General features: G+C 37.2%; 22 protein-coding genes. 19 read left to right on the top strand and 3 right to left on the bottom strand.

The features are described from left to right. Positions 1-79 precede the first annotated feature (79 nt). The 6 genes from FA727_RS10410 to phoU all read left to right on the top strand — a co-directional run bounded on the left by FA727_RS10410 (position 80) and on the right by phoU (position 7,122). A complete protein-coding gene (locus tag FA727_RS10410) occupies positions 80-2,266 on the top strand; it encodes a peptidoglycan D,D-transpeptidase FtsI family protein (protein WP_136830816.1) in 2,187 nt (728 codons plus the stop codon). A 246-nt stretch (positions 2,267-2,512) separates the two neighbouring features. Then, positions 2,513-3,508: a PstS family phosphate ABC transporter substrate-binding protein gene (locus FA727_RS10405; RefSeq protein WP_136830815.1), complete on the top strand. Its 996-nt coding sequence runs from the start codon at positions 2,513-2,515 to the stop codon at positions 3,506-3,508. A 282-nt stretch (positions 3,509-3,790) separates the two neighbouring features. Beyond that, positions 3,791-4,696 carry a phosphate ABC transporter permease subunit PstC gene (pstC, locus tag FA727_RS10400; RefSeq protein WP_246041816.1) on the top strand — a complete coding sequence of 302 codons (906 nt, stop codon included), beginning with the start codon at positions 3,791-3,793 and terminating at the stop codon, positions 4,694-4,696. A gap of 2 nt (positions 4,697-4,698) precedes the next feature. Beyond that, positions 4,699-5,583: a phosphate ABC transporter permease PstA gene (gene pstA, locus FA727_RS10395; RefSeq protein WP_136830813.1), complete on the top strand. Its 885-nt coding sequence runs from the start codon at positions 4,699-4,701 to the stop codon at positions 5,581-5,583. A gap of 15 nt (positions 5,584-5,598) precedes the next feature. Beyond that, positions 5,599-6,432: a phosphate ABC transporter ATP-binding protein PstB gene (gene pstB, locus FA727_RS10390; protein ID WP_136830812.1), complete on the top strand. Its 834-nt coding sequence runs from the start codon at positions 5,599-5,601 to the stop codon at positions 6,430-6,432. A 30-nt stretch (positions 6,433-6,462) separates the two neighbouring features. Continuing rightward, on the top strand, positions 6,463-7,122 hold the full coding sequence (gene phoU / locus FA727_RS10385) for a phosphate signaling complex protein PhoU (RefSeq protein WP_136830811.1): 660 nt from the start codon (positions 6,463-6,465) through the stop codon (positions 7,120-7,122). A gap of 40 nt (positions 7,123-7,162) precedes the next feature. Here the strand turns inward: phoU and FA727_RS10380 are convergent, their stop codons facing one another. Together FA727_RS10380 and FA727_RS10375 are read right to left on the bottom strand one after the other, a co-directional pair. Next, positions 7,163-7,624: an endolytic transglycosylase MltG gene (locus FA727_RS10380; protein WP_136830810.1), complete on the bottom strand. Its 462-nt coding sequence runs from the start codon at positions 7,622-7,624 to the stop codon at positions 7,163-7,165. Continuing rightward, on the bottom strand, positions 7,617-7,994 hold the full coding sequence (locus tag FA727_RS10375; RefSeq protein WP_136830809.1) for a hypothetical protein: 378 nt from the start codon (positions 7,992-7,994) through the stop codon (positions 7,617-7,619). The genes FA727_RS10380 and FA727_RS10375 overlap by 8 nt, the downstream gene beginning before the upstream one ends. A 228-nt stretch (positions 7,995-8,222) precedes the next feature. On the opposite strand from FA727_RS10375, the gene rpmG reads away from it, so the two are divergent. The 12 genes from rpmG (at position 8,223) to FA727_RS10315 (ending at position 20,905) form a co-directional block, all read left to right on the top strand. Beyond that, the gene (rpmG, locus tag FA727_RS10370; RefSeq protein ID WP_019154508.1) at positions 8,223-8,372 is read left to right on the top strand and encodes a 50S ribosomal protein L33; all 150 of its coding nucleotides are present in this window, start codon (positions 8,223-8,225) and stop codon (positions 8,370-8,372) included. Between the two features lie 73 nt (positions 8,373-8,445). Further along, positions 8,446-9,015: a 5-formyltetrahydrofolate cyclo-ligase gene (locus FA727_RS10365; protein ID WP_136830808.1), complete on the top strand. Its 570-nt coding sequence runs from the start codon at positions 8,446-8,448 to the stop codon at positions 9,013-9,015. Further along, complete coding sequence (locus FA727_RS10360) at positions 9,008-9,796, top strand: DUF92 domain-containing protein (RefSeq protein ID WP_136830807.1); 789 nt, start codon at positions 9,008-9,010, stop codon at positions 9,794-9,796. The genes FA727_RS10365 and FA727_RS10360 overlap by 8 nt, the downstream gene beginning before the upstream one ends. An 18-nt stretch (positions 9,797-9,814) precedes the next feature. Then, a complete protein-coding gene (locus FA727_RS10355; RefSeq protein WP_136830806.1) occupies positions 9,815-10,768 on the top strand; it encodes an L-lactate dehydrogenase in 954 nt (317 codons plus the stop codon). Between the two features lie 71 nt (positions 10,769-10,839). Beyond that, positions 10,840-11,043, top strand: coding sequence for a protein YqgO (gene yqgO, locus FA727_RS25475; RefSeq protein WP_136830805.1), 204 nt, complete (start codon positions 10,840-10,842; stop codon positions 11,041-11,043). A gap of 442 nt (positions 11,044-11,485) precedes the next feature. Then, positions 11,486-13,027 (top strand): rhomboid family intramembrane serine protease, encoded by a 1,542-nt coding sequence (locus FA727_RS10345; protein ID WP_246041770.1) that lies wholly within the window; start codon positions 11,486-11,488, stop codon positions 13,025-13,027. Between the two features lie 121 nt (positions 13,028-13,148). Then, a complete protein-coding gene (locus FA727_RS10340; protein WP_136830803.1) occupies positions 13,149-14,609 on the top strand; it encodes a spore germination protein in 1,461 nt (486 codons plus the stop codon). Positions 14,610-14,698: 89 nt separating this feature from the next. Continuing rightward, complete coding sequence (locus tag FA727_RS10335; RefSeq protein WP_136830802.1) at positions 14,699-14,905, top strand: YqgQ family protein; 207 nt, start codon at positions 14,699-14,701, stop codon at positions 14,903-14,905. Positions 14,906-15,006: 101 nt separating this feature from the next. Beyond that, complete coding sequence (locus FA727_RS10330) at positions 15,007-15,978, top strand: ROK family glucokinase (protein ID WP_136830801.1); 972 nt, start codon at positions 15,007-15,009, stop codon at positions 15,976-15,978. A gap of 318 nt (positions 15,979-16,296) precedes the next feature. Beyond that, positions 16,297-18,186, top strand: a complete 1,890-nt coding sequence (locus FA727_RS10325; RefSeq protein WP_136830800.1) for an LTA synthase family protein — start codon at positions 16,297-16,299, stop codon at positions 18,184-18,186. A gap of 156 nt (positions 18,187-18,342) precedes the next feature. Beyond that, on the top strand, positions 18,343-19,530 hold the full coding sequence (locus tag FA727_RS10320) for a M14 family metallopeptidase (RefSeq protein WP_136830799.1): 1,188 nt from the start codon (positions 18,343-18,345) through the stop codon (positions 19,528-19,530). Between the two features lie 199 nt (positions 19,531-19,729). After that, on the top strand, positions 19,730-20,905 hold the full coding sequence (locus FA727_RS10315; protein ID WP_136830798.1) for a YqgU-like beta propeller domain-containing protein: 1,176 nt from the start codon (positions 19,730-19,732) through the stop codon (positions 20,903-20,905). A gap of 26 nt (positions 20,906-20,931) precedes the next feature. Here FA727_RS10315 and FA727_RS10310 read toward each other — a convergent pair whose 3' ends face one another. After that, on the bottom strand, positions 20,932-21,105 hold the full coding sequence (locus FA727_RS10310) for a DUF2759 domain-containing protein (RefSeq protein ID WP_126407022.1): 174 nt from the start codon (positions 21,103-21,105) through the stop codon (positions 20,932-20,934). Between the two features lie 239 nt (positions 21,106-21,344). On the opposite strand from FA727_RS10310, the gene FA727_RS10305 reads away from it, so the two are divergent. Further along, positions 21,345-21,977 carry an MBL fold metallo-hydrolase gene (locus tag FA727_RS10305; RefSeq protein ID WP_136830797.1) on the top strand — a complete coding sequence of 211 codons (633 nt, stop codon included), beginning with the start codon at positions 21,345-21,347 and terminating at the stop codon, positions 21,975-21,977. Positions 21,978-22,056: the final 79 nt, after the last annotated feature.

Genomic DNA, 22,056 nt, shown 5'->3' with positions numbered 1-22,056 from the left:
TGTCACAATAGAAATTTAGGGACGTTTGCTATAAAATAAATAGTATTGTAAGAAAGCATCTGGGAAGTGGGTAAAAACATTGGTTAATAAGAGTGAAAAAAAGAAAAAGAGAATAATACCTGTTCGTTTAAATTTATTATTTTTTATTGTGTTTTTTCTTTTTTCTGTTTTAATCCTCCGTCTTGGGGTTGTACAAATTGTGTACGGAGATGATTATAAGCGAGAAATTGAAAGAACGGAGGATATCACGGTAAATAATCCTGTTCCAAGAGGGAAAATGTATGACCGTAATGGAAAGGTTATCGTTGATAATACACCGAAAAATGCGATTACATATACCAATTTTGGTGCTAGTCAGGATGAAATGCTGGATGTTGCGAAAAAATTAGCGAAACTAATCGAGTTGAAGCCAGATAAAGTTCAAGAACGGGACAAGAAGGACTATTGGATTCTTTTAAACCCTGAACGTGCCACAAAGAAGGTATCGGAAAAAGAGAAAGAAAAGCTAAAAGAAGAATTAGAAACAAAAGAATATGATAAAAAGATTTATAACCTGCAGCTAGAACGTATTACCGAAAAGGAATTAAGTGAACTAACTGCAGACGACTTAGAAATTCTAGCTATTTATCGTGCTTTTAATAGCGGCTATGCTTTAACCCCGCAAATTGTGAAAAATGAAGATGTTACGCAAAAAGAATTCGCGCTCGTTAGTGAAAATCTACAATATCTTCCTGGGGTTGATACTACAACCGATTGGGAGAGATCTTATGCATTTGGCAGTACATTGAAGACTGTTCTCGGAAAAGTAACAGATTCGGATGAAGGGATTCCGAAAGAACAACTCGATTACTATATGGCACGCGGGTATAACCGTAATGATCGTGTTGGAAAAAGTTATATCGAGAAGCAATATGAAGAGGTTCTTCATGGACAAAAAGCAAAAGTGAAGAATGTTACCGACAAGTCAGGAAAAGTAGTTGAAACAGAAGTTATCTCTGAAGGTGAAAGAGGAAAAGACCTCGTTCTAACTATTGATATGGATCTACAGCTTGAGGTTGAAAAAGTTGTTGAAGAGGAATTAAGAAATGCAAAATCATCTGGTAGAACAAGTTTATTGGATCGAGCATTTGTTGTCATGATGGACCCGAATTCGGGGGATGTCTTAACAATGGCTGGTAAACAGTTAGTGAAAGATAGTGAAACTGGAAAAACCGAAATGCAGGATTTTGCACTTGGAAATATTTCAACCTCTTATAACGTTGGATCAACGGTAAAAGGTGCAACTATTTTAACTGGTTATCAAACGGGTGTAATCAAGCCAGGAACTGTCTTTTACGACGAACCGTTACACATTGCGGGTTCCAAGGAAATAAGTTCTTGGAAAAACTTTGGAAATACAAGCGATATCCGTGCTCTTCGTGTTTCATCGAACGTTTACATGTTTAAAACGGCCATTGCAATCGGGGAAGGACATTATCGACCTAATAAAGCTTTACCAATTAACACAAAGGCTTTCGATACGATTCGGCAATCTTTTGCTCAATTTGGTTTAGGTTCCTCTACGGGTATTGACCTGCCAAATGAGTCGACTGGATACGTAGGACCGGAAAAAACGCCAGCCCAATTACTCTTCTTATCAATTGGTCAGTATGATACGTATACCCCAATGCAATTGGCTCAGTATGTATCGACTATTGCCAACGGTGGATATCGTATTCAGCCACGTATGGTAAAGGAAATCCATTCTCCATTGGAAGAAACGAATGAATTAGGACCTATAATCAAAGAAATTCAGCCGAAAGTATTAAACCGTATTAATCTTGAAGAAGGTTGGATGGAAAATATTCATGAAGGTTTCCGTCAAGTAGTACAGAACCCTGAAGGCACAGCTTACAGTAAATTCCGAGGTGCCGATTATTTAGCAGCTGGAAAATCAGGAACTGCACAAGGATTCTACGATGGACCTTTACGAAAGAATTTCAAGAATCCAGTAGAAGTAATGAATTTAAGCTTTATTGGCTATGCACCACATGATAATCCAGAAGTTGCTATCGCAGTTGTTGTACCATGGGCCTATGAAGGACATAGTGGACACACAGCCAACTACAATATAGCAAGAAGAGCTCTTGATGCTTATTTTGATTTGAAAAAGTCAAGAGAAGAAAGCAAATTAGCAAGTCCTTCAACTACGGATAATGGGGCAGCTGAAGGAACAGAAACAGGACAAGAAGAACAACAAGAACAACAAGAACAAACAGAAGAATAAAGAAAATAAAAAAGTCGTCTTTCAAAATTGAAAGTCGGCTTTTTTATTTTCTATTTAGGGACATATTAATAAATGTGTAGCCATTGAAATTAGCAAGGAAGTTGATCATTTCAATATTCGACGAATTTTATTCTTATTCGATGCATATTTACAAAACCTTTACAATTCATTAAAACGCTATTTACAGAGAAGCTTTATTATAAATCTTGTAGGACAAAACAACCACTCTTAGGGGGAAAAAGAAAAATGAAAAGTCTTAAGAAACTAGGTTTATTTTTTATCCTAGCAGCTCTAATGGTATTCGCTGCTGCTTGCGGTAACGATACTGAAGAGAATGAAGAAACAACAGATGGTGGAAATGGAAACACTGAAGAAGCAGCAGAATTAGAAGGCAGTGTAGTTATTGACGGATCAGGTACTGTATATCCATTCATGGCTAAAATGGCTGAAAACTATATGACAAACGCTCAAGAAAATGTTTCTGTTGAAGTTGGTCGTGCTGGTACTTCTGCAGGATTCAAAAAATTCTTAGTTGAAGAAGGCGGAACAGATTTCAATGACGCTTCTCGCTCAATTAAAGATGAAGAAAAGGCTTCTGCTGACGAATTAGGAATCGAAGTTCAAGAATTAAAAGTTGCATTAGATGGTTTAACATTTGTCATTAACCCAGAAAACGATTGGGCTAAAGAATTAACTGCTGAAGAAGTTAAAAACATCTTCTTAGACAGCAAAGGTCTTAAAAATTGGTCTGATGTTCGTCCTGAGTTTCCAAATGAGCCTATCACAAAATTAGGACCAAATGAAAACCACGGAACATATGAATTCTTCTGGGAAAACATTCTTGAAGAGCAAGATTTAGATGCTGATATCAACCTTCAACAAGAGTATTCAATCTTAGTTGACTTAGTATCAAAAGATAAAAATGCTATCGCATTCTTTGGATATGGATACTATGACAGTAACAAAGACAAGCTTGCAGCTGTAAGTGTTGACTTCGGAAATGGTCCAGTTGCTCCAGCTTTAGATACAATCGGTGAAAGTGAAGAATTCGGTTATAGCCCATTCACACGTCCAGTATTTACTTACCTTAATGTAAATATGGCGAAGGAGAAACCACAAGTTTTAGATTACGCTAAGTATGTAATTGAAAATGCTCAAGACGTAGCAGCTGAAACTGGATTTGCTCCTTTAACAGATGAAGAAATTCAAGCTTCACTTGATGCTTTAAACGGATTAAAATAATTGAATTTAGAAGATGAGAAGGGGTGAAACTCTTCTCGTCTTCTTACGCATTTATAAAAGTAGGCTCTTTTCTCCAAAAAAATTTCGCCAACTGAGCTGCGAAAATTTAATGCTGAGAAAAGAGCCCTGTATGCTTTGGTGTTATAGAAAGAATATTGCGATAAATATCATAAAAATAAGAAATACTTCTTCTCATTAAAAAGGGTCAGTTTCTGGAAGGAGAAAATGATTTTGGATAAAACAATTAGCAAAGATAGAGAAAAAAACGTTAGCATCAGAAAAATGATCGAAGAAAATAAACAATCTGTTTCTTTTTCAAATATTGTAGAAACACTTATTCCCAAAATATTATTGATTATTGCTGTTATCTCCATTCTAACGACAGCGGGTATTTTAATCACATTACTTGCTGAGACAATTGAGTTTTTTAAAGATGTACCTTTTATTGAATTTTTCACAGGGACGGTTCTAAAACCACTTGGGGAAAATGCTCAATTTGGTGTGTTGCCTCTTCTTATGGGGACATTCATGTCTTCAATTATAGCGATGATTGTTGCTATTCCAATTGGATTAATGACGGCGATTTATTTAAGTGAATATGCGTCGGAGAAGGTAAGAAGAATAGTTAAACCGATATTAGAAATACTTGCAGGTATTCCGACGATTGTTTATGGATTTTTTGCTTTAACTTTCGTTACTCCGATTTTAAGAGCAATAATTCCAGAATTAGATCCAACGAATATTCTTAGCCCCGGGATCGTGATGGGGATCATGATCATTCCGATGGTGGCATCTTTATCAGAAGATGCTCTTAGTGCTGTTCCAAATGCGATGAGAGAAGGAGCATTGGGACTCGGAGCGACAAAATTAGAAGTAACATGGAAGGTTGTTGTACCTGCAGCTATTTCTGGTATCGTTGCTTCCTTTGTACTTGGAATTTCACGGGCTATTGGTGAAACGATGATTGTTACTATTGCAAGTGGAAGCTCGAAAAACTTTACCTTTGATCTTACGCAATCGATGCAAACAATGACAGCCTATATCGTAGAAGTTACTGGTGGAGATGCTCCAGCTGGTTCCACTCTATACTACAGTCTCTATGCTGTAGCGATGACATTGTTTGTGTTTACTCTCATTATGAATTTAATTGCCCAGTATATTTCTCGTAAATTTAGGGAGGAGTACTAATTATGAAATACATTGATGCGGAACAAGTACAGAAAAAATTAGGCTCCCGATTAGTCCTAAATAACTTAGCAAAAAGATTGTTTTTTCTTGCTACATTAGTTGGTCTGGTAGTCCTTGTTATTCTCATTTATCGCGTTGTTACGGACAGTATAGGTTGGATTGATTTCGATTTTCTTACGAGTAAGTTGTCAACAGATGCAGAAAGAGCAGGAATTATGGGGGCCATTTCGGGTACTTTTTGGTTAATGCTCGTTGTTGCTCCAATAACCTTTATATTAGGTGTAGGAACTGCCATTTATTTAGAAGAGTATGCAAAGAAGGGCCGTTTCCAAGCTTTCATACAAATCAATATTTCTAATCTTGCTGGGGTACCTTCTATTGTTTTTGGTCTACTCGGATTGACGGTATTTGTCAGAGGTTTAGGGATGGGTGCAGTGGTATTGGCAGGTGGATTGACAATGGCACTCCTTGTGTTACCTGTCGTTGTTGTAAGTGCACAAGAGGCGATTCGTGCAGTACCACAATTCCTGAGAGATGCTTCTTATGGTATGGGGGCAACAAAATGGCAAACAATTAAAAATGTTGTCTTGCCTGCTGCTTTACCAGGTATTTTAACAGGAGTTATATTAGCTCTTTCACGTGCGATTGGAGAAACTGCACCATTAGTAGTGTTAGGAATACCAGCTTTATTGCTTCCATTACCAGATGGAATCTTCGATAAATTTACGGTTATGCCACTACAAATTTATTACTGGACAATCGACGCGGCACTCGTTGCTGAATACGCAAATCTTGCAGCAGCAACAATTGTTGTACTATTAGTACTTTTATTCTTGATGAATTCAGTTGCAATCATTATTCGAAATAAGTTTCAAAAGAGATATTAATGGAGGAATGAACAAATGACTGTGATTACACCTAATAAAAATAGTTTCGTAAGTGATGTATCGGGAACTTCATCAGTTCATAATCAATCTGATAAAAATACAGTTTTTCAGACGAAGGATTTAAACCTTTGGTACGGAGAAGATCAAGCTTTAAAGAGCATCAATCTTGAAATTTATGAAAATGAAGTTACTGCGATTATCGGACCTTCGGGCTGTGGTAAATCAACGTTTATTAAAACTTTAAATCGAATGGTTGAACTGATTCCAGTCGTCAAGGTTTCAGGTGAAATTTTGTATCGAGAAAAAAATATTTTAGAGAAATCCTACAAGGTTGAAAACTTAAGAACTCATGTAGGAATGGTGTTCCAAAAGCCGAATCCATTCCCAAAATCTATTTACGATAATATTGCCTATGGACCAAGAATTCATGGCATACGAAATAAAAAAATCCTGGATGAAATTGTGGAAAAGAGTCTACGAGGAGCAGCTATTTGGGATGAAGTAAAAGACAGACTTCATGAAAATGCCTATGGTCTTTCTGGTGGTCAGCAACAAAGAATTTGTCTTGCACGCTGCTTAGCGATTGAGCCGGATGTCATTTTAATGGATGAGCCAACATCGGCCCTTGATCCAATTTCAACATTGAAAATTGAAGAGCTTGTACAAGAGCTTAAAAAGGATTACAGTATCATTATCGTAACCCATAATATGCAACAGGCTGCTCGTATTTCAGATAAAACAGCCTTTTTCTTAAACGGAGAAGTGGTTGAATTCGACAATACGAATAAAATTTTCTCAAATCCTTCTGATAAGCGTACAGAGGATTATATTACAGGTCGTTTCGGATAATAATTTTAAATTGAATGGGAGATGTAACTATTGGTGGTACGTGAAAAATTTCAGCTAGACTTAGATGATCTACAATCCAAGCTGATAGAGCTTGGTCGTTTAGCAGATGTTGCACTTGGAAAATCCATAGAGGCGTTAGAAACAAAAAATATTGAGTTAGCGTTAGAAATTATGGATGGTGACACAGCGGTTGATGTCTTATATGAAGAAATTAACGACTTTGCGATCCTTCTCATTGCCAAGCAAGCACCTGTAGCAATTGATTTACGAAGAATCATTGTTGCTATTAAGATTGCCACTGATATTGAACGTATTGCTGATTTTGCCGTTAACGTTGCAAAATCGACCATTAGAATTGGCAAAGAAGAGCATGTAAAGCCAATCGTTCATGTAAAAGAAATGTATCAAATTACGTCTGAGATGCTACAAGAGTCTTTACGTGCGTTTCGTGAGGAAGACGTTGTCATTGCCAAAAATGTAGCAGCAATGGACGATAAAGTGGATGATTTATATGGTGAAACGATTCGTGAATTATTAGAAATCAACAGAAATCAACCAGATAGAATGGATCAGATCGTACAGCTATCATTTGTTTCTCGTTACTTAGAAAGAGCGGCTGACCATGTAACGAATATTGCCGAGAGCATCTTCTACCTTGTCAAAGGAAAACATTATGATTTAAATGACTAATAATAGAAAAGAGGAAGTCTCAATTGACTTCCTCTTTTCATTAGCTTTTAGTTATTATTTTTGCAATCTCTTCATGGTTCATCTCGCTATTCAGTTCGAATGTCCCGACCTGAACTTTGGTATGGTAGCCATTTTCAATAAGAAATTGCTCGAATTCTTTTTCATTATCTAAGACATTTGCTTGTTTTAATTTAGATGAAATCTCCCCGGTACTCATCCCGCTCGTTATCTCTAGAGCAAAATGGACAACCTTTACTTCTTCCTTTTCAGGAGCCTTTGTTTCTACTTTTTGTTCCTCGGTTTTTTCTGGAACTTCTTTCGTTTGAGCGGCTGAAAGCTTAGCGTAATCTTCTTTTGTAACAACAACATATCCTTCATCTTTAAGTACTTCTTTTGCTTTCTTCAGGCTTAAATCCGTTTCCTTTCCAAACCCACTAATAAAGATCAATAGTGCAGCGAATAGAATACCAATAGAAAATGAGCGTACACTTCTTTTATTCATAGCGTTCACCTGAAGTAAACTCGGTTATGATTGCTTGAACTTCGTCTGGTGATAACGAAGATTGTTTGGCGATCTGTTCAATCGTTAAGCCTTGCTTCGCTAATGACCATACTTGGTTTTTCAAAATCGCATGAATTTCCTTTTTATTTGAAGGGCTGAAGACAGGTGCTGTTTTAAACTCACTATCATCCATTAATAGCTCCTCCTCTAAAATCTTAATTTTTCTTTTTAATTGGTACATGTCCTGAATTTGCTGCATCGAAAATTGATCAAGTTCATTTTTTAATTCTTTGTATGGATCCTTTAGAAAAAAGGATAAGATCAACAGTAAAATGGCTAATACAATTAAGCCTGGAATTACATAGTCCATATTTTTTCACCTCTGTTTTTTTGCGAACCTTGTCGATACATGTTAGTATCATACGAAGAATATTTTATCATAAAACGACTTTTGACAAAGAATTTTATAAAAACAGGGACATTTGTGTCAGATGTTGCGCAATCGTTTAAAAACCTACTAGCATTTCCACTAAAAAGATGGTATTATAGAAAAGTCGTATGTGAAATAACAGTTAGATAGTAGTTTGGAGGGAAATTCATGCGTGTAAACATTACTTTAGCTTGCACAGAATGTGGAGAGCGTAACTATATTTCTAAGAAAAACAAACGCAACAATCCAGATCGTCTTGAGCTAAAAAAATATTGCCCAAGAGACAAAAAGAGTACTACACACCGCGAAACAAAGTAAACAGTGGGAATTTATTTCCTACTGTTTTTTTATGTAAAAAATAAGGTTGTACTTATAAAATGGGGGCATCCATATGAAAGAGAAAAAGCAGATACGTAAACAAATGCAGCAGCATTTAGCCGATTTCACGAAACCGGTTTATGAGCATAGTTCTTATCAAATTGCTCAGCGTTTATTCGCTGAATCTTTTTGGAAAGAAGCTAATACAATAAGTATCACAATATCGAGGATGCCTGAGGTCGATACATATCAAATCATTAGAAGGGCATGGGAAGAGAAAAAAACAGTTGTGGTACCGAAATGTTATCCAGCAGATAGAACGATGGTATTTAGAGCTTTAATGGCCTTTAATGAGCTAGAAAGTGTTTTTTATGGGCTATATGAGCCAATTGAAGAAATAACCGTCGCTGTGGAAAAAAAGGATATCGATTTAATGATAGTGCCAGGGCTTGCTTTTACAAAACGTGGGGAAAGACTAGGATTTGGTGGTGGGTATTATGACCGTTACTTGGAAGGGTATGGAGGGAAAAAAATCGCACTTGCCTTTCAACAACAAATCGTTCCATCACTTCCGGTAGAACGTCATGATATACTGCTCCAGAATATTATTACGGAGGAGGAGACCCTCGAAATAAATGGATAACTACATATATCTTCTCATTATCGTGATCACAGTAGTATTAGGCTATTCCTTTCGGTTTTTGACGATATCAGGGAGTATTGCTGCGGCAATGGTTGGAATACTAACTATGTTGGGTCTACATATCCAAGGCTTATTTTTACTAGGCGTTTTTTTTGTCACATCAAGCTGTTGGTCGAAGTATAAGAGAATGCAAAAGAATAAAGTGGAAGAAAGGCATGCGAAGGGTTCTCAAAGAGATTGGCAACAAGTGTTCGCGAACGGAGGGGGCGCTGCAGTCGTAAGTCTGCTTTACTACTTTTCCCCTGAACCAGTTTGGATTTACCTTTTCTCTATTTTTATCGCGAGTTCCAACTCGGATACATGGGCATCGGAAATTGGCACACTCAGCAAGAAAGCACCCATTAGTATTCGTACCCTTTCAATTGCTGAAAATGGTACATCAGGTGCTATAAGTATGTTAGGAACGTTCGCGGGAGTATCTGGTGCGCTCCTTATTGCGCTTCTAGCATTTTTCCTTTTTGAGCTCAGCTATGACTTGGCATTTCTAATTTTTATTTTCGGGTTTCTAGGGAATATCGTCGATACGTTTTTGGGTGCCTTTTTTCAAGCTTCTTATCAATGTACCCAGTGTCATTCAGAAACAGAGAAAACTGTTCACTGTGGTCATAAAACGAAAAAGACTAGAGGTTTCTCGTTCTTAAATAATGACTTCGTAAACTTTTTATCAAGTTTTATAGCAGCACTTGTAGGATTTGCTGTTTATACTTTACTATATGTGTAATTTGAAGGAGGAGATTCAATGAGTGATCGTGTCAATCGGGTGGTATTAGTCGGGACAGGTGCTGTCGGTTCAAGCTATGCTTTTGCATTATTAAATCAAGGAGTAACCGAAGAGCTTGTCTTAGTGGATTTAAATAAAGAGAAATCTGAAGGGGATGCGATGGATCTAAACCATGGTATTCCATTCGCGCCTTCTCCTACAAAAATCTGGTTCGGAGATTATTCAGATTGCAAAGATGCTGACTTGGTTGTCATCTGTGCTGGAGCTAATCAAAAGCCAGGAGAAACGAGATTGGACCTTGTCGAGAAAAACACTCGAATCTTTAAAGGAATAGTTGATGAAATCGTCGCTAGCGGATTTGAGGGGATATTTCTTGTCGCTACAAACCCAGTTGATATTTTAACTTATGTTGTGTGGAAGTTTTCAGGATTCCCGAAAGAGCGGGTTATCGGTTCAGGTACCATTTTAGATACGGCACGATTTAGATTTTTACTCGGTGAATATTTTGATATTGATACGCGCAATGTCCATGCTTATATTATTGGTGAGCATGGAGATACAGAGCTTCCTGTTTGGAGTCGCGCGGACGTGGCTGGGATAACTGTCGCCGAATGGCTTGAACAAAATGAGCAATATAAGCAAGAAGACTTGGACCAATTGTTCTTGAATGTCCGTGATGCGGCTTATCAAATTATTGAACGAAAAGGTGCAACCTATTATGGAATTGCGATGGGCTTAGTGAGACTGACGAAGGCGATTCTACAAAATGAGAATGCTGTTTTAACCGTTTCCGCATACTTAAATGGGGAATATGGACATGAAGATGTCTATATTGGTGTACCTGCTGTTGTTAATCGCAAAGGAATACGCGAAGTAGTTGAATTGAAGCTTGATGATGAAGAAAAAGCGAAGTTCAATCATTCGGTGAATGTTTTAAAAAGTACAATGGAGCCTGTGTTGGAGAAAGATTAGACGGTTGTCATATTTTTTCGGATAAAAAATGGAAAACATCTCAAACTATGGTTAAATAGGAGGGATGAAAAATGAGTCGGTTACTTTCTGTTATACTGCTTGCGCTAGGGGGCTATTGGATTCTCCAAAATCGCTTCCGAGTTTTAAATGCCATTTTAGGAATGAGGTTCCTAAGGAGATTTTTTGTATCTTCTTTTTTGAGCATTCCATTTGTGCAAAATAAGTTGATGAAGCTTGTTTTTTCAGGAGGACCAAGGAGTCAGAGTCAATATTAATTCAGTGCGGTAGTTAAATAAGCCAACAATGAAAGATCGCTATATGTGATCTTTTGTTGTTGGCTTTTGTTTTAGTAGAATGGGGGAGCGGCATGTTCGTATGCCGAGTTCATAAAGACATGAATGATAAGTAGCAAAGGAATAGTGTCCGCATGCCGGGTTCATGAAGACACTAATGATAAGTAGCGAAGAGATAGTGTCCACGTGCCGAGTTCATAAAGACACTAATGATAAGTAGTGAAGGGATAGTGTCCGCATGAAAGGTTCATAAAGACACTAATGATAAGTAGTAAAAGGATAGTGTTCTCATGAACGCTCTTCACCATAAATGACCACCTCACGAAATGGAAATAGACGACTTATTTTATAAAAACATATAGCTAACTTTTTTCTATTCGAAAAAAGTTGTATATAATCATAGAGACAAGTGTTATTTGGAGAAATGAAAGTAGGGGAAATGTTGAATACTGAGGACTATGTGTTTTGGAAGTTAGCGAACTTTTTCATTTCCGAACTGGATTATCGATATATTACATTATCGCAAGATCAGAAGGAATTATGGCTAGAAAAAAGGGAAAATAAAGAAGCACAAATCATTCGTATGCTTAATTATAATATCGATTGGAGCAATTGGTTACAGAAGGATATTGAAAGAACCGTTATAAATGGAGAGAATATTCGCAAGCAGATGACAAGAGGCGAACTAAATGTTCTTAATATCTATGTCACTTCTAATCCTCCAGTGGATGATTATGAATTTCGAATTAACAAACCGTTTGTTGAGCCAACTCGAAAGAAGACCATTGTCACTTCCGTGCTACTTGAGCGAGCTCAAGTAAATGAAAGAATAGAACATTTAGTTAAATTTCTTGGAACGAGTATTAATGTTCAAGACTATGAAGAGGTTCAGGAAGAAGTCATTGAAAGCTTAAAGAGAGATACATTAGATCTAGCTGTTAACAAGGTAAAAAAAGAAAGAGCGTTATTTGCTCAAGGTAAGCCTCTGTTCACATACGTTTTTATAGCAATTCAGGCTGTAATGTTTCTCCTGCTTGAACTATTCGGGGGAAGTACGACAACAAGTACACTTATCCAATTTGGAGCGAAGGTTAATCCGCTTATCCTTGAAGGTGAGTGGTGGCGATTTTTGACACCAATCTTTTTACATATTGGATTTCTCCATTTAGTGATGAATACAATTGGATTGTATTATATTGGGACCACTGTCGAAAGAATTTTTGGGAGAGTAAGGTTTCTTATCATTTATTTGATTGCAGGCTTCGGAGGATCTGTTGCTAGCTTTATCATGAGTCCCCACCTGTCAGCAGGAGCAAGTGGAGCTATCTTTGGTTGTTTTGGGGCCCTGCTTTATTTCGGGTTAATCCACCCAAAACTATTTTTTCGAACAATGGGATTAAATCTTTTTATGGTTCTAGCCATAAATCTAGCTTTTGGATTTACGGTTTCTAATGTCGATAATGCTGGACATATCGGTGGATTGATTGGCGGATTTTTAGCTGGAGGAATTGTTCACTTTCCACAAAAGAAAAAGTTACTTATGCAGATTGGCTTTTTACTCCTAACCTTGCTTCTATCAATTGGATTACTGCAATATGGTTTTACTCATCCGACAAAAGTGATGGGTGAAGTTGGTGTATGGGAAACGGCTCAAGGATATATTGAAGATGAGGATTATGAAAAGGCATATGATTTATTAGCGGAGTTCACCCAAGAGGAAAATGCATCCGAAGAGATTTATTTCCTTTTATCCTATTCTGAAATCAAATTAAATCATTTGGATGAAGCGGAAAAAACATTATTGAAGGTACTAGAGTTAGATCCAAAATTCCATGAGGCCCATTATAATTTGGCCCTCGTTTATCTTGAGCTACAGGATTATGAAAATGCTAAAATTCACGCTGAAAAGGCAGTAGAAATTAATCCAACTAACAATGATTATGTTGATTTACTAAATCAATTTTAACCATGAAGAGATGGCCTTGTCTGTTTAAGACGAGCCATCTCTTTTTCGAGCAGTAAGTATGTTTTTTTTTTCCAATGTCTAAGATGATGAGGAATGTAGGAAATATCATTTGAGGTGGACTATGGAGGAAAAAATAAAAAAGCCTGTACACGAACACATAGAAGAAAACGTAGATTACTTGAAGGATGCATTAGGTGTAGGAAAAAGCTTTGATGTACTTCAGCTAAATGTAGAATATGCAGAAAGAAAAATGGCTTTTTACTTTATTGATGGCTTTGTGAAGGACGACATTTTACACTTGTTAATGAAGTTTCTTGCCAAACTAAAGCCAGAAGAATTAGAGCCTGATGCTTTACATAGGCTTTTGAAAACAGATATTCCATATGTTGAAGTGGAGACTGTAGATGACTTAGATAAAGTAGTGGATATGGTGTTAGCTGGTCCGACGGCTCTAGTAGTCGATGGAATCGATAAGATCATTATGATTGATGCTCGAACATATCCAGCTAGAGGGCCAGAAGAACCTGATACGGAACGAGTTGTACGTGGTTCAAGGGATGGATTTGTCGAAACTCTTGTTTTTAATACAGCGTTAACGAGACGGAGAGTAAGGGACCGAACCCTACGAATGGAATATTTACAGGTGGGTAGACGGTCGAAAACGGACATTGTTGTTAGTTATATTGAAGATATTGCAGAAGCTAAAATGGTAGAGGAAGTAAAAGAGGCTATTTCAAAAATTGATACGGATGGCGTACCAATGGCTGAAAAAACGATCGAGGAGTATATTTCAGGTCGTCATTGGAATCCTTTTCCGGTTGTGCGATACACGGAGCGACCAGATACGGCAGCAAGTCATCTATATGAGGGGCATGTCTGTATTTTAGTGGATGGTTCACCTAGTGCGATTATTACCCCAGTCACCTATTGGCACCACATGCAGCATGCAGAGGAATATCGGAACAAGCCAGTCGTTGGCTCTTATTTGCGATTTGTTCGATTTGTAGCAGTCTGGGCATCGATATTTCTATTGCCTTTATGGTATTTGTTTGTCATGGATCCGCACTTGCTTCCGGACAATATGTCATTTTTAGGTCCAAATGAGGACGGAAGAATTCCCTTATTGCTCCAATTTTTATTCGTAGAAATTGGAATTGATATGCTGAGGATGGCTGCTATCCATACTCCTTCAGCCTTAGCAACAGCCTTGGGCTTGATTGCTGCTCTTATGATTGGACAAGTGGCAGTCGAGGTTGGTTTATTGACGAACGAAGTTATTTTGTATTTGTCGATAGCCGCTCTCGGAACATTTGCGACCCCAAGCTATGAGATGAGTCTTGCCAATCGGCTTGTGCGAATTGTATTGCTCTTATTAACTGCGGCATTTCACGCATATGGACTCGTCATTGGGATAACGTTGATTATTATTATGCTTGCCCGTATGCAGTCATTTGGTGTCCCATATTTGTGGCCATTTATTCCATTTAATTTCAGAGCAATCGTGGATGTTTTATTTCGAGCTCCCATGCCTCTTAAAAATCGAAGACCGAGGTTTTTACATCCGAAAGACCCAGATCGCTAGAGTTTTCTAATGAATTTTGTTGAGGACCTCATAATTTTGAATTATACTTGATTCGATGAAGAAATAATTTAAACATAATGAGGTCTTGTATGAAAAGCATATATGATATACAGCAATTTCTAAAAGGGTTTGGAACGATTATTTATATTGGCGATCGAGTCGCAACGCTCGAGCTTATGGAAGAAGAATTAAAAGATTTATACAAGGCTCAGCTTATTGAAACGAAAGACTTTCAGACAGCCATCCTGATCTTAAGACATGAAATTCAAATGTTGAAGGATAAGAAAGAGAGCTGAATTTAGTAACGACCTATCTCTTAACGTGCTACATTAATTAAAAGCGCTTACTTAAGATGAAGTAGATAAATTAAAAGTAAATGGAATTGAGGAGAATTACTATGACAGAGAAATGGGTAGTAGGAGTAGATCTTGGGGGAACAACAACGAAAATCGCTTTTTTAAATACAGCTGGAGACATTCTGCACAAATGGGAAATCCCAACTGATAATCGTGAAGAAGGAAAATATATCACTATTAATATTGGAGAAGCAATCGAACAAAAATTACAAGAACTTGGTCAATCAAAAGAGAATTTACTTGGGATTGGTATGGGTGCACCAGGTCCAGTCGATTATGCCTCTGGAATCATCTATAACGTAGTGAACTTAGCTTGGAAGGATAACTATCCATTAAAGGCCAAACTAGAACAAGTCACTTCGTTACCAGTGTATATTGATAATGATGCAAACTGTGCTGCTCTTGGTGAAATGTGGAGAGGTGCAGGAGAAGGTGCGAAGGATCTTATTTGTGTAACGCTTGGAACAGGCGTTGGCGGTGGAGTTATTGCAAATGGCAAAATCGTTCAAGGTATAAGTGGAGCAGCAGGGGAAATTGGGCATATTACTGTAATTCCTGATGGTGGTGCTCCTTGTAACTGTGGCAAAACAGGTTGCCTAGAGACAGTTGCTTCAGCTACTGGAATTGTTCGAGTTGCAACAGAGAAATTAAACAGTGAGATCGAATACCAAGGAAAGCTTAGGGACGTCTTTCAAAATAAAGGAAAAGTTGAGGCAAAAGACGTGTTCGATTGTGCGCGTGAAGGGGATTCTCTTAGCTTAGCCGTTATTGATGAAGTAGCCTTTCATTTAGGGCTCGTTCTCGCGAATTTGGGTAATACACTAAATCCTGAGAAAATTGTTTTAGGTGGCGGTGTGTCAAAAGCTAGAGCAATACTTTTAGACAAGTTTCAAGCTAATTTTGACAAATTTGCTTTTTCGCGTGTGAAAGACTCGACAAAAATCTCGATTGCTATACTAGGAAATGATGCCGGTGTTATTGGTGCTGCCTGTCTAGTGATGAATGAAAACTAAATCAGTTTAAAATAAATGCTTATCCCACAGTCGTTGATTGTTCTCTATTTATGGAGTGCAATTCTCTACTGTGGGATTTTTAATGTTTCCAAAGTGGAAATTATCACCAAAAATTGGACAATCTTGAAACCTTTTCTTTCTTCGATCGTCTTATACATGTGTAGGAAAGAAAATTAACATTACGTAATTTTGTAAATAATCATTTAATTTTGGTTTGATCTTTTGTAAAAAAAGTTTTAAGATAATCCTTGATTCTTTTAGATATACTAAAAAATGTAAAAAATATAGAACGTGTCCAAGCAACAAGGGGGGAAGTAGATGCGTAAATTTGTACCTTCAGCCATGTCATTTACAGCAGTGGCCATAGTGCTTCTTTGGCTTAAAACGTATATTGTCTATAAAACTAGTTTTGAAATAAATATTGAAAATTGGAAGCAGGAATTGATTTTATTTATAAATCCTTTAAGCTTTCTGATGTTTGTATTAGGGATTAGCTTACTTTTGAAAGAAAAAAACCGAAAACGTTATGTTGTCATAACGAGCCTTATCATTTCCATTGTTTTATTTGCAAACGTAGTATTTTATCGCTTTTTCAATGACTTCTTAACGGTTCCTGTTTTACTTCAAACAAGTAATATGTCTGACTTAGGAAGCAGTGCAGGTGAATTAATGCACCTTAAGGATTTAGTTTATTTTCTTGATTTCTTTCTCTTACTGGTCATTTTAAAATTCAAACCGATATTTGTGGTCGCTCCAAATTATGGGAAGGTTGGAAAAAGAATATATTTTCTTGTGGCCGTTGGTGTTTCCTTTTTGAATCTAGGTTTGGCCGAGACAGAAAGACCGCAATTATTGACTCGTACCTTTGATAGAGAGATGCTTGTAAAGAATATAGGTACATACAGTTATCACATTTATGATATTTTTCTTCAATCAAAATCCTCTGCTCAGAGAGCGTTAGCGGATGGAAGTGAGTTAGTCGACATAGGGAACTATATTCGAGTGAATTATAAAGAACCGAATGATGAGATGTTTGGAGCAGCTAAAGGGAAAAATATTATTTTGGCTTCCATGGAGTCGACGCAAAACTTTGTCATTAATAATACAGTCAATGGGGAAGAGATTACTCCTTTTTTGAATGAATTCATAAAGGACAGCTATTATTTTGATAACTTCTATCATCAAACCGGGCAAGGTAAGACTTCAGATTCAGAATTTTTAGTGGATAACTCATTATATCCTCTCGGAAGAGGCGCGGTATTTTTCACTCATTCGCGCAATGAGTTTAGGGCGACCCCTGAGATATTAAGCGAGAACGGATATTATACAGCCTCTCTTCATGCCAATAATAAAAGTTTTTGGAATCGTGACATTATGTATCAAGCTCTTGGTTATGAGCGGTTTTATGAGCTTGGTGATTATGAAGTGACTAAAGAAAATTCAGTGGGATGGGGCCTGAAGGATGCTGAATTCTTTCAGCAATCGATACAGCATTTAAAAGGAATGCCAGAGCCTTATTATGCGAAGTTTATCACTTTAACGAATCATTTTCCATTTGATTTGAATGAGGAAGATAAGATGATTGAACCTTATACATCAAATTCCAACACATTAAACGATTATTTTCCGACGGTTAGGTATCAAGACGAGGCTCTAAAGCAATTCATTCAAAGTCTTAAAGATGAAGGGCTATATGAGAACTCCGTGATTATTTTATACGGCGACCATTATGGAATTTCGGAAAACCATAATAAAGCGCTGGGGGAATATTTGGGGGAAGAGGTTACGCCTTTTGTCAGCACACAACTCCAAAGAGTTCCGTTAATTATTCATATTCCGGGTCAGAAAGGAAAGACGATTTCCACTGTTTCGGGGCAAATCGATTTAAAACCTACCATTCTTCATTTGTTAGGCATCGATACGAAAAGGGATATCAATTTCGGTACAGATTTATTTTCTAAGAATAAGCTCGAATTTACTGTGTTAAGAGATGGAAGCTTTATCACGAAGGATTACATTTATACACGGGATACTTGCTATGAGAAAGCAACAGGAGAGGTCACGGACGGCAGCGGCTGTGAGCCATATATCGAAAAAGCCAAATTTGAACTGGAATACTCGGACAAGATTGTATACGGTGATTTGCTCCGTTTCTACGAAAATATGAGAAATGGAGAAGCCATAACGAATTTAGAATTAAAGAATTAGATGGAAAACCTGCTTATATTGCAGGTTTTTTGTTGCTTACTTTATTGTCATCTTTTTGATACTTTCTCATAGTATGTATCGTATTAGGCTTCTACCTAGTTTTCGTTATTCATCGAAAAGAATTGATGGATAAATGAAAGTAAGGAGGCAAAAAGCATGCAGGTACGAACTCGTTCAGGAGATACGCTATGGTACTACAGTCAATTATTTCAGATTCCTTTTCATTTGCTCATTGATTCAAATCCAGAATTCAATCCGAATCAGTTAGCAGTCGGGCAGACTGTTCAGATTCCCGGTTTCACGACTCAAACATACACCGTAAAAGATGGAGATACATTTTGGCGGCTAGCAACAAGAAGAAATTTAACTGTAGATGCCCTTTTACTCTTGAACCAAAATCAAAATCCAACGCAATTAGTTATTGGTCAATCGGTTATTTTGCCACAAAGAGTGATTACACCAGTTATGAATAGGCAAACCCTGTACGATATTTCCACATTGACGAATGATTTGAATGTATTGAGGCAAGTGTATCCTTTTATCCGAATTGAAACGGTCGGTCAAAGTGTGTTAGGAAAGCCGATTCAAGAAATAAGGATAGGAAGGGGAGCAAAAAAAGTCCATCTCAATGCTTCTTTTCATGCGAACGAATGGATTACTTCAGCTATTTTAATGGCATGTCTAAATACTTTTCTCTTATCACTTACCAATGGAAACTCGATACGGGAACTATCGCCTTTACCTTTATACGAAGCAGCGGAGCTTTCCATCGTTCCAATGGTAGATCCGGATGGGGTCGATCTAGTACTAAAGGGTCCTCCTTCAAATATGCGCGAAGAGATTATTCGAATCAACAAAGGTAGTGCGAATTTTACCGGCTGGAAAGCGAATATCCGGGGAGTGGATTTGAATAATCAATTTCCAGCTAAATGGGAGCTCGAGAAGGAACGAACAAAGGAAAAAGCTCCAGCACCTCGTGATTATCCTGGTGAATCTCCATTATCTGAGCCAGAGACCATCGCTATGGCCAGATTGGCACAAGAGCGACAGTTTGACCGGCTCCTTGCAATTCATACCCAAGGGGAAGAATTCTATTGGGGATATGAAGGAATGGAGCCAAGCGAATCGAGCCTTCTTGCACAGGAATTTGAACGAATAAGTGGATATAAATCTGTGCGCTATATTGATAGCTATGCCGGCTATAAAGATTGGTTTATCCAAGAATTTCGCAGACCTGGATTTACGATTGAACTTGGGTTAGGCACGAATCCATTGCCACTCTCCCAATTTGATGAAATATATGAAGAATTTTTAGGGATATTTTTGGCATCAATATATATATAAGGAATTACTTTTTGAAAAAGCCGTTCTTGTGGCTTGTTTTTTTTTTTGCAATATAGGTCTCTTGGTTCATTTATTTCCGGGGTAATCTTGTTAATATACTTCTAAAGTAACAAAAAAGACATTTTTGAAATATTTTTGAAACATTTCTGTAAAATTGTCGTATTATTAGTATAGATGCTTTATGGACGGAGGTGGATGAGTGAGAGGGAGCAAAAAAAATGTAGTACGGGATGAAATGGCTAAATTCTTGTTTTTAGGTATTTTTACCCTATTATTGATATTGGCAGGTTGTCAAAAAGACGATAAGAATAAAAAAGATGAAACGAAAACTCCTGACTCGTCCCCAAAACAAGAGATAAGTGTAGAGAAGGAAGAGGAAGTTATAGCTACAGATAAGATCGTACCTATACAATTGGAAGACGGTGTTTTTCAAACCATTAGTGGTTGGGAAGATAATGAGAGCATTTTATACATATTAGAGGGCAGTGAGAGGTCCGATGTATATTCACATAATATACAAAATGGGGCAGATAAATTACTTTTTGAAAGTGTTTCTCCGATTGTGTCCGTTATGATAAGTCCATCAAAAGAATACTTCATCGTCCATGCAGCTACTTCCACGAATGAAGCTTTACTAACTGTTCTTAAATTAAATGGAGAACCTGTAATGGAAAAGAGCATTCCTTCTACAGAACTAAGTATCGAATGGAATTCGTTTGACGATTCTTCTGTTCTAATTACGTCTTTTACAGAGGATTGGGATTTTTCCGTTTGGGAAATGGATTTGAACCAATCATCCATGACCGAAGTGGCTATGCCACAACCTTTTGGATATTGGCTATCAAAAGAAGAACTTTTATATTTAGACTGGAATATCGAGGAACCTTCTCTGTATGCAAATGCAAAGAAATTTGATTTGGAAACAGGAGAGAGTCATGATTATTTAGGCAATATTTTTCAGGTGGATTCGTTTGGAAAGGTTTCTGTGTCGATAGGAGCTAATGAGGCAGATGAGAAAGTCGCCCTCTACACTTTTTATCAAGATACAGCTGAGATTTTTTCATTTGAAACTCCTCATCTATCGAGATATTCCGATTGGTTAGTTCCGTATTACGACTACAATGGAAAAACGAATACCTTTTTGACGTATCAGCCGCTGTATTCGACAGAGGCTGATGTTTACCAAGATGGCTTTCAATTGGTTTCTTATCAATTGGATAGCGGAGAAAATGAGGTTCTATTTGAAGGAATGGAGAATACGCCATTAAGCTGTTCTCCAGATGGACAAAAATGTTTAAGTGGCTATTACTTGGAGAAATTGATTGACCTAGATTCGAAAAAAATAACAACTCTTGTAAATGAAAAAAAGGACTGAGATTTCAGTCCTTTTTCACTTACATTTTAGTGTAAAGCAGGGTATCCGCTGTTAATTACAGTCATAACAGTAAACCATCCAAAAACAAGAAATGAACCTCCGCCAAACAGTATGCCAAGGACATTTTTGTTTTTTAATGCTGAAAATGTACCGTATCCAGCGAATAAGGTTACTAAAGCAAAAATGATTACTAATCCCATTTTATAGCCCCCTTTATGTCATAATCATCGGTTAATTTCGCATTCAGGCTTAACACCCGTATGTATGATTGATCAATAATGATTGCATTCGTTACTATTTTAAAGCTTTTCTGAATGTTTGTCGAGGTCTAAAAATGACACTTCTATGTCAATGAGCTTCTTAAGATATTAGAATTGTGATAAGGCATACATTTTGTGTAATATAGAATTAGTATTTCTTTTTTAGGAGGTGGGCATTCATGAACTGGGAACAAATCCCTTTAGGCCCGTTACAAACAAATTGTTACATAGTTGCAGATGATAAGAAAAATTGCTTGATCGTTGATCCAGGTGAGGAAGGCAAAAAATTGATTAATCGTCTTGAGCAAAGAAAACTTAAGCCACAGGCCGTCCTTTTGACGCATGCCCATTTTGATCATATTGGTGCAGTAGATGATATTCGAAATAAATACAACATCCCTGTTTATATTCATATAAATGAAAAGAATTGGTTGATGGATCCTTCACTTAATGGTTCACAATTCTTTATGATGGGACAAATTAAAGCGAAGCAAGCAGATCAATTGATCACTTCTGAGGGTGAAATGACAATAGGTGATTTTACTTTTGTAGTATTTGAAACACCTGGGCATTCACCAGGTAGTGTTTCTTTCTATTTTAAAAATGATGGATTTGTCGTTGCGGGTGATGCATTATTTCAAGGAAGTATTGGTAGAACGGATCTGCCTGGCGGAAATCATGATGTTTTGATCAACAGCATTCATAAAAAGTTGTTAGTTCTTCCAGAGGAAACGATTGTGTTATCTGGCCATGGAGACACAACCACGATTGAAAATGAGATGGATTCGAATCCGTTTTTGAATGGTTTTTAAAGGATACAAATAGAAAAGCCCTTCTCAAAAGAGAAGGGCTTTTCTGGGGGATGTTCTATTCATTCAATGGGAGGGGATA

Origin of the sequence: Robertmurraya kyonggiensis, from assembly GCF_005116465.1 — a bacterium.
GTDB classification, from domain to species: domain Bacteria; phylum Bacillota; class Bacilli; order Bacillales; family Cytobacillaceae; genus Robertmurraya; species Robertmurraya kyonggiensis.
This window is presented reverse-complemented; position numbering and strand designations above follow the sequence as displayed.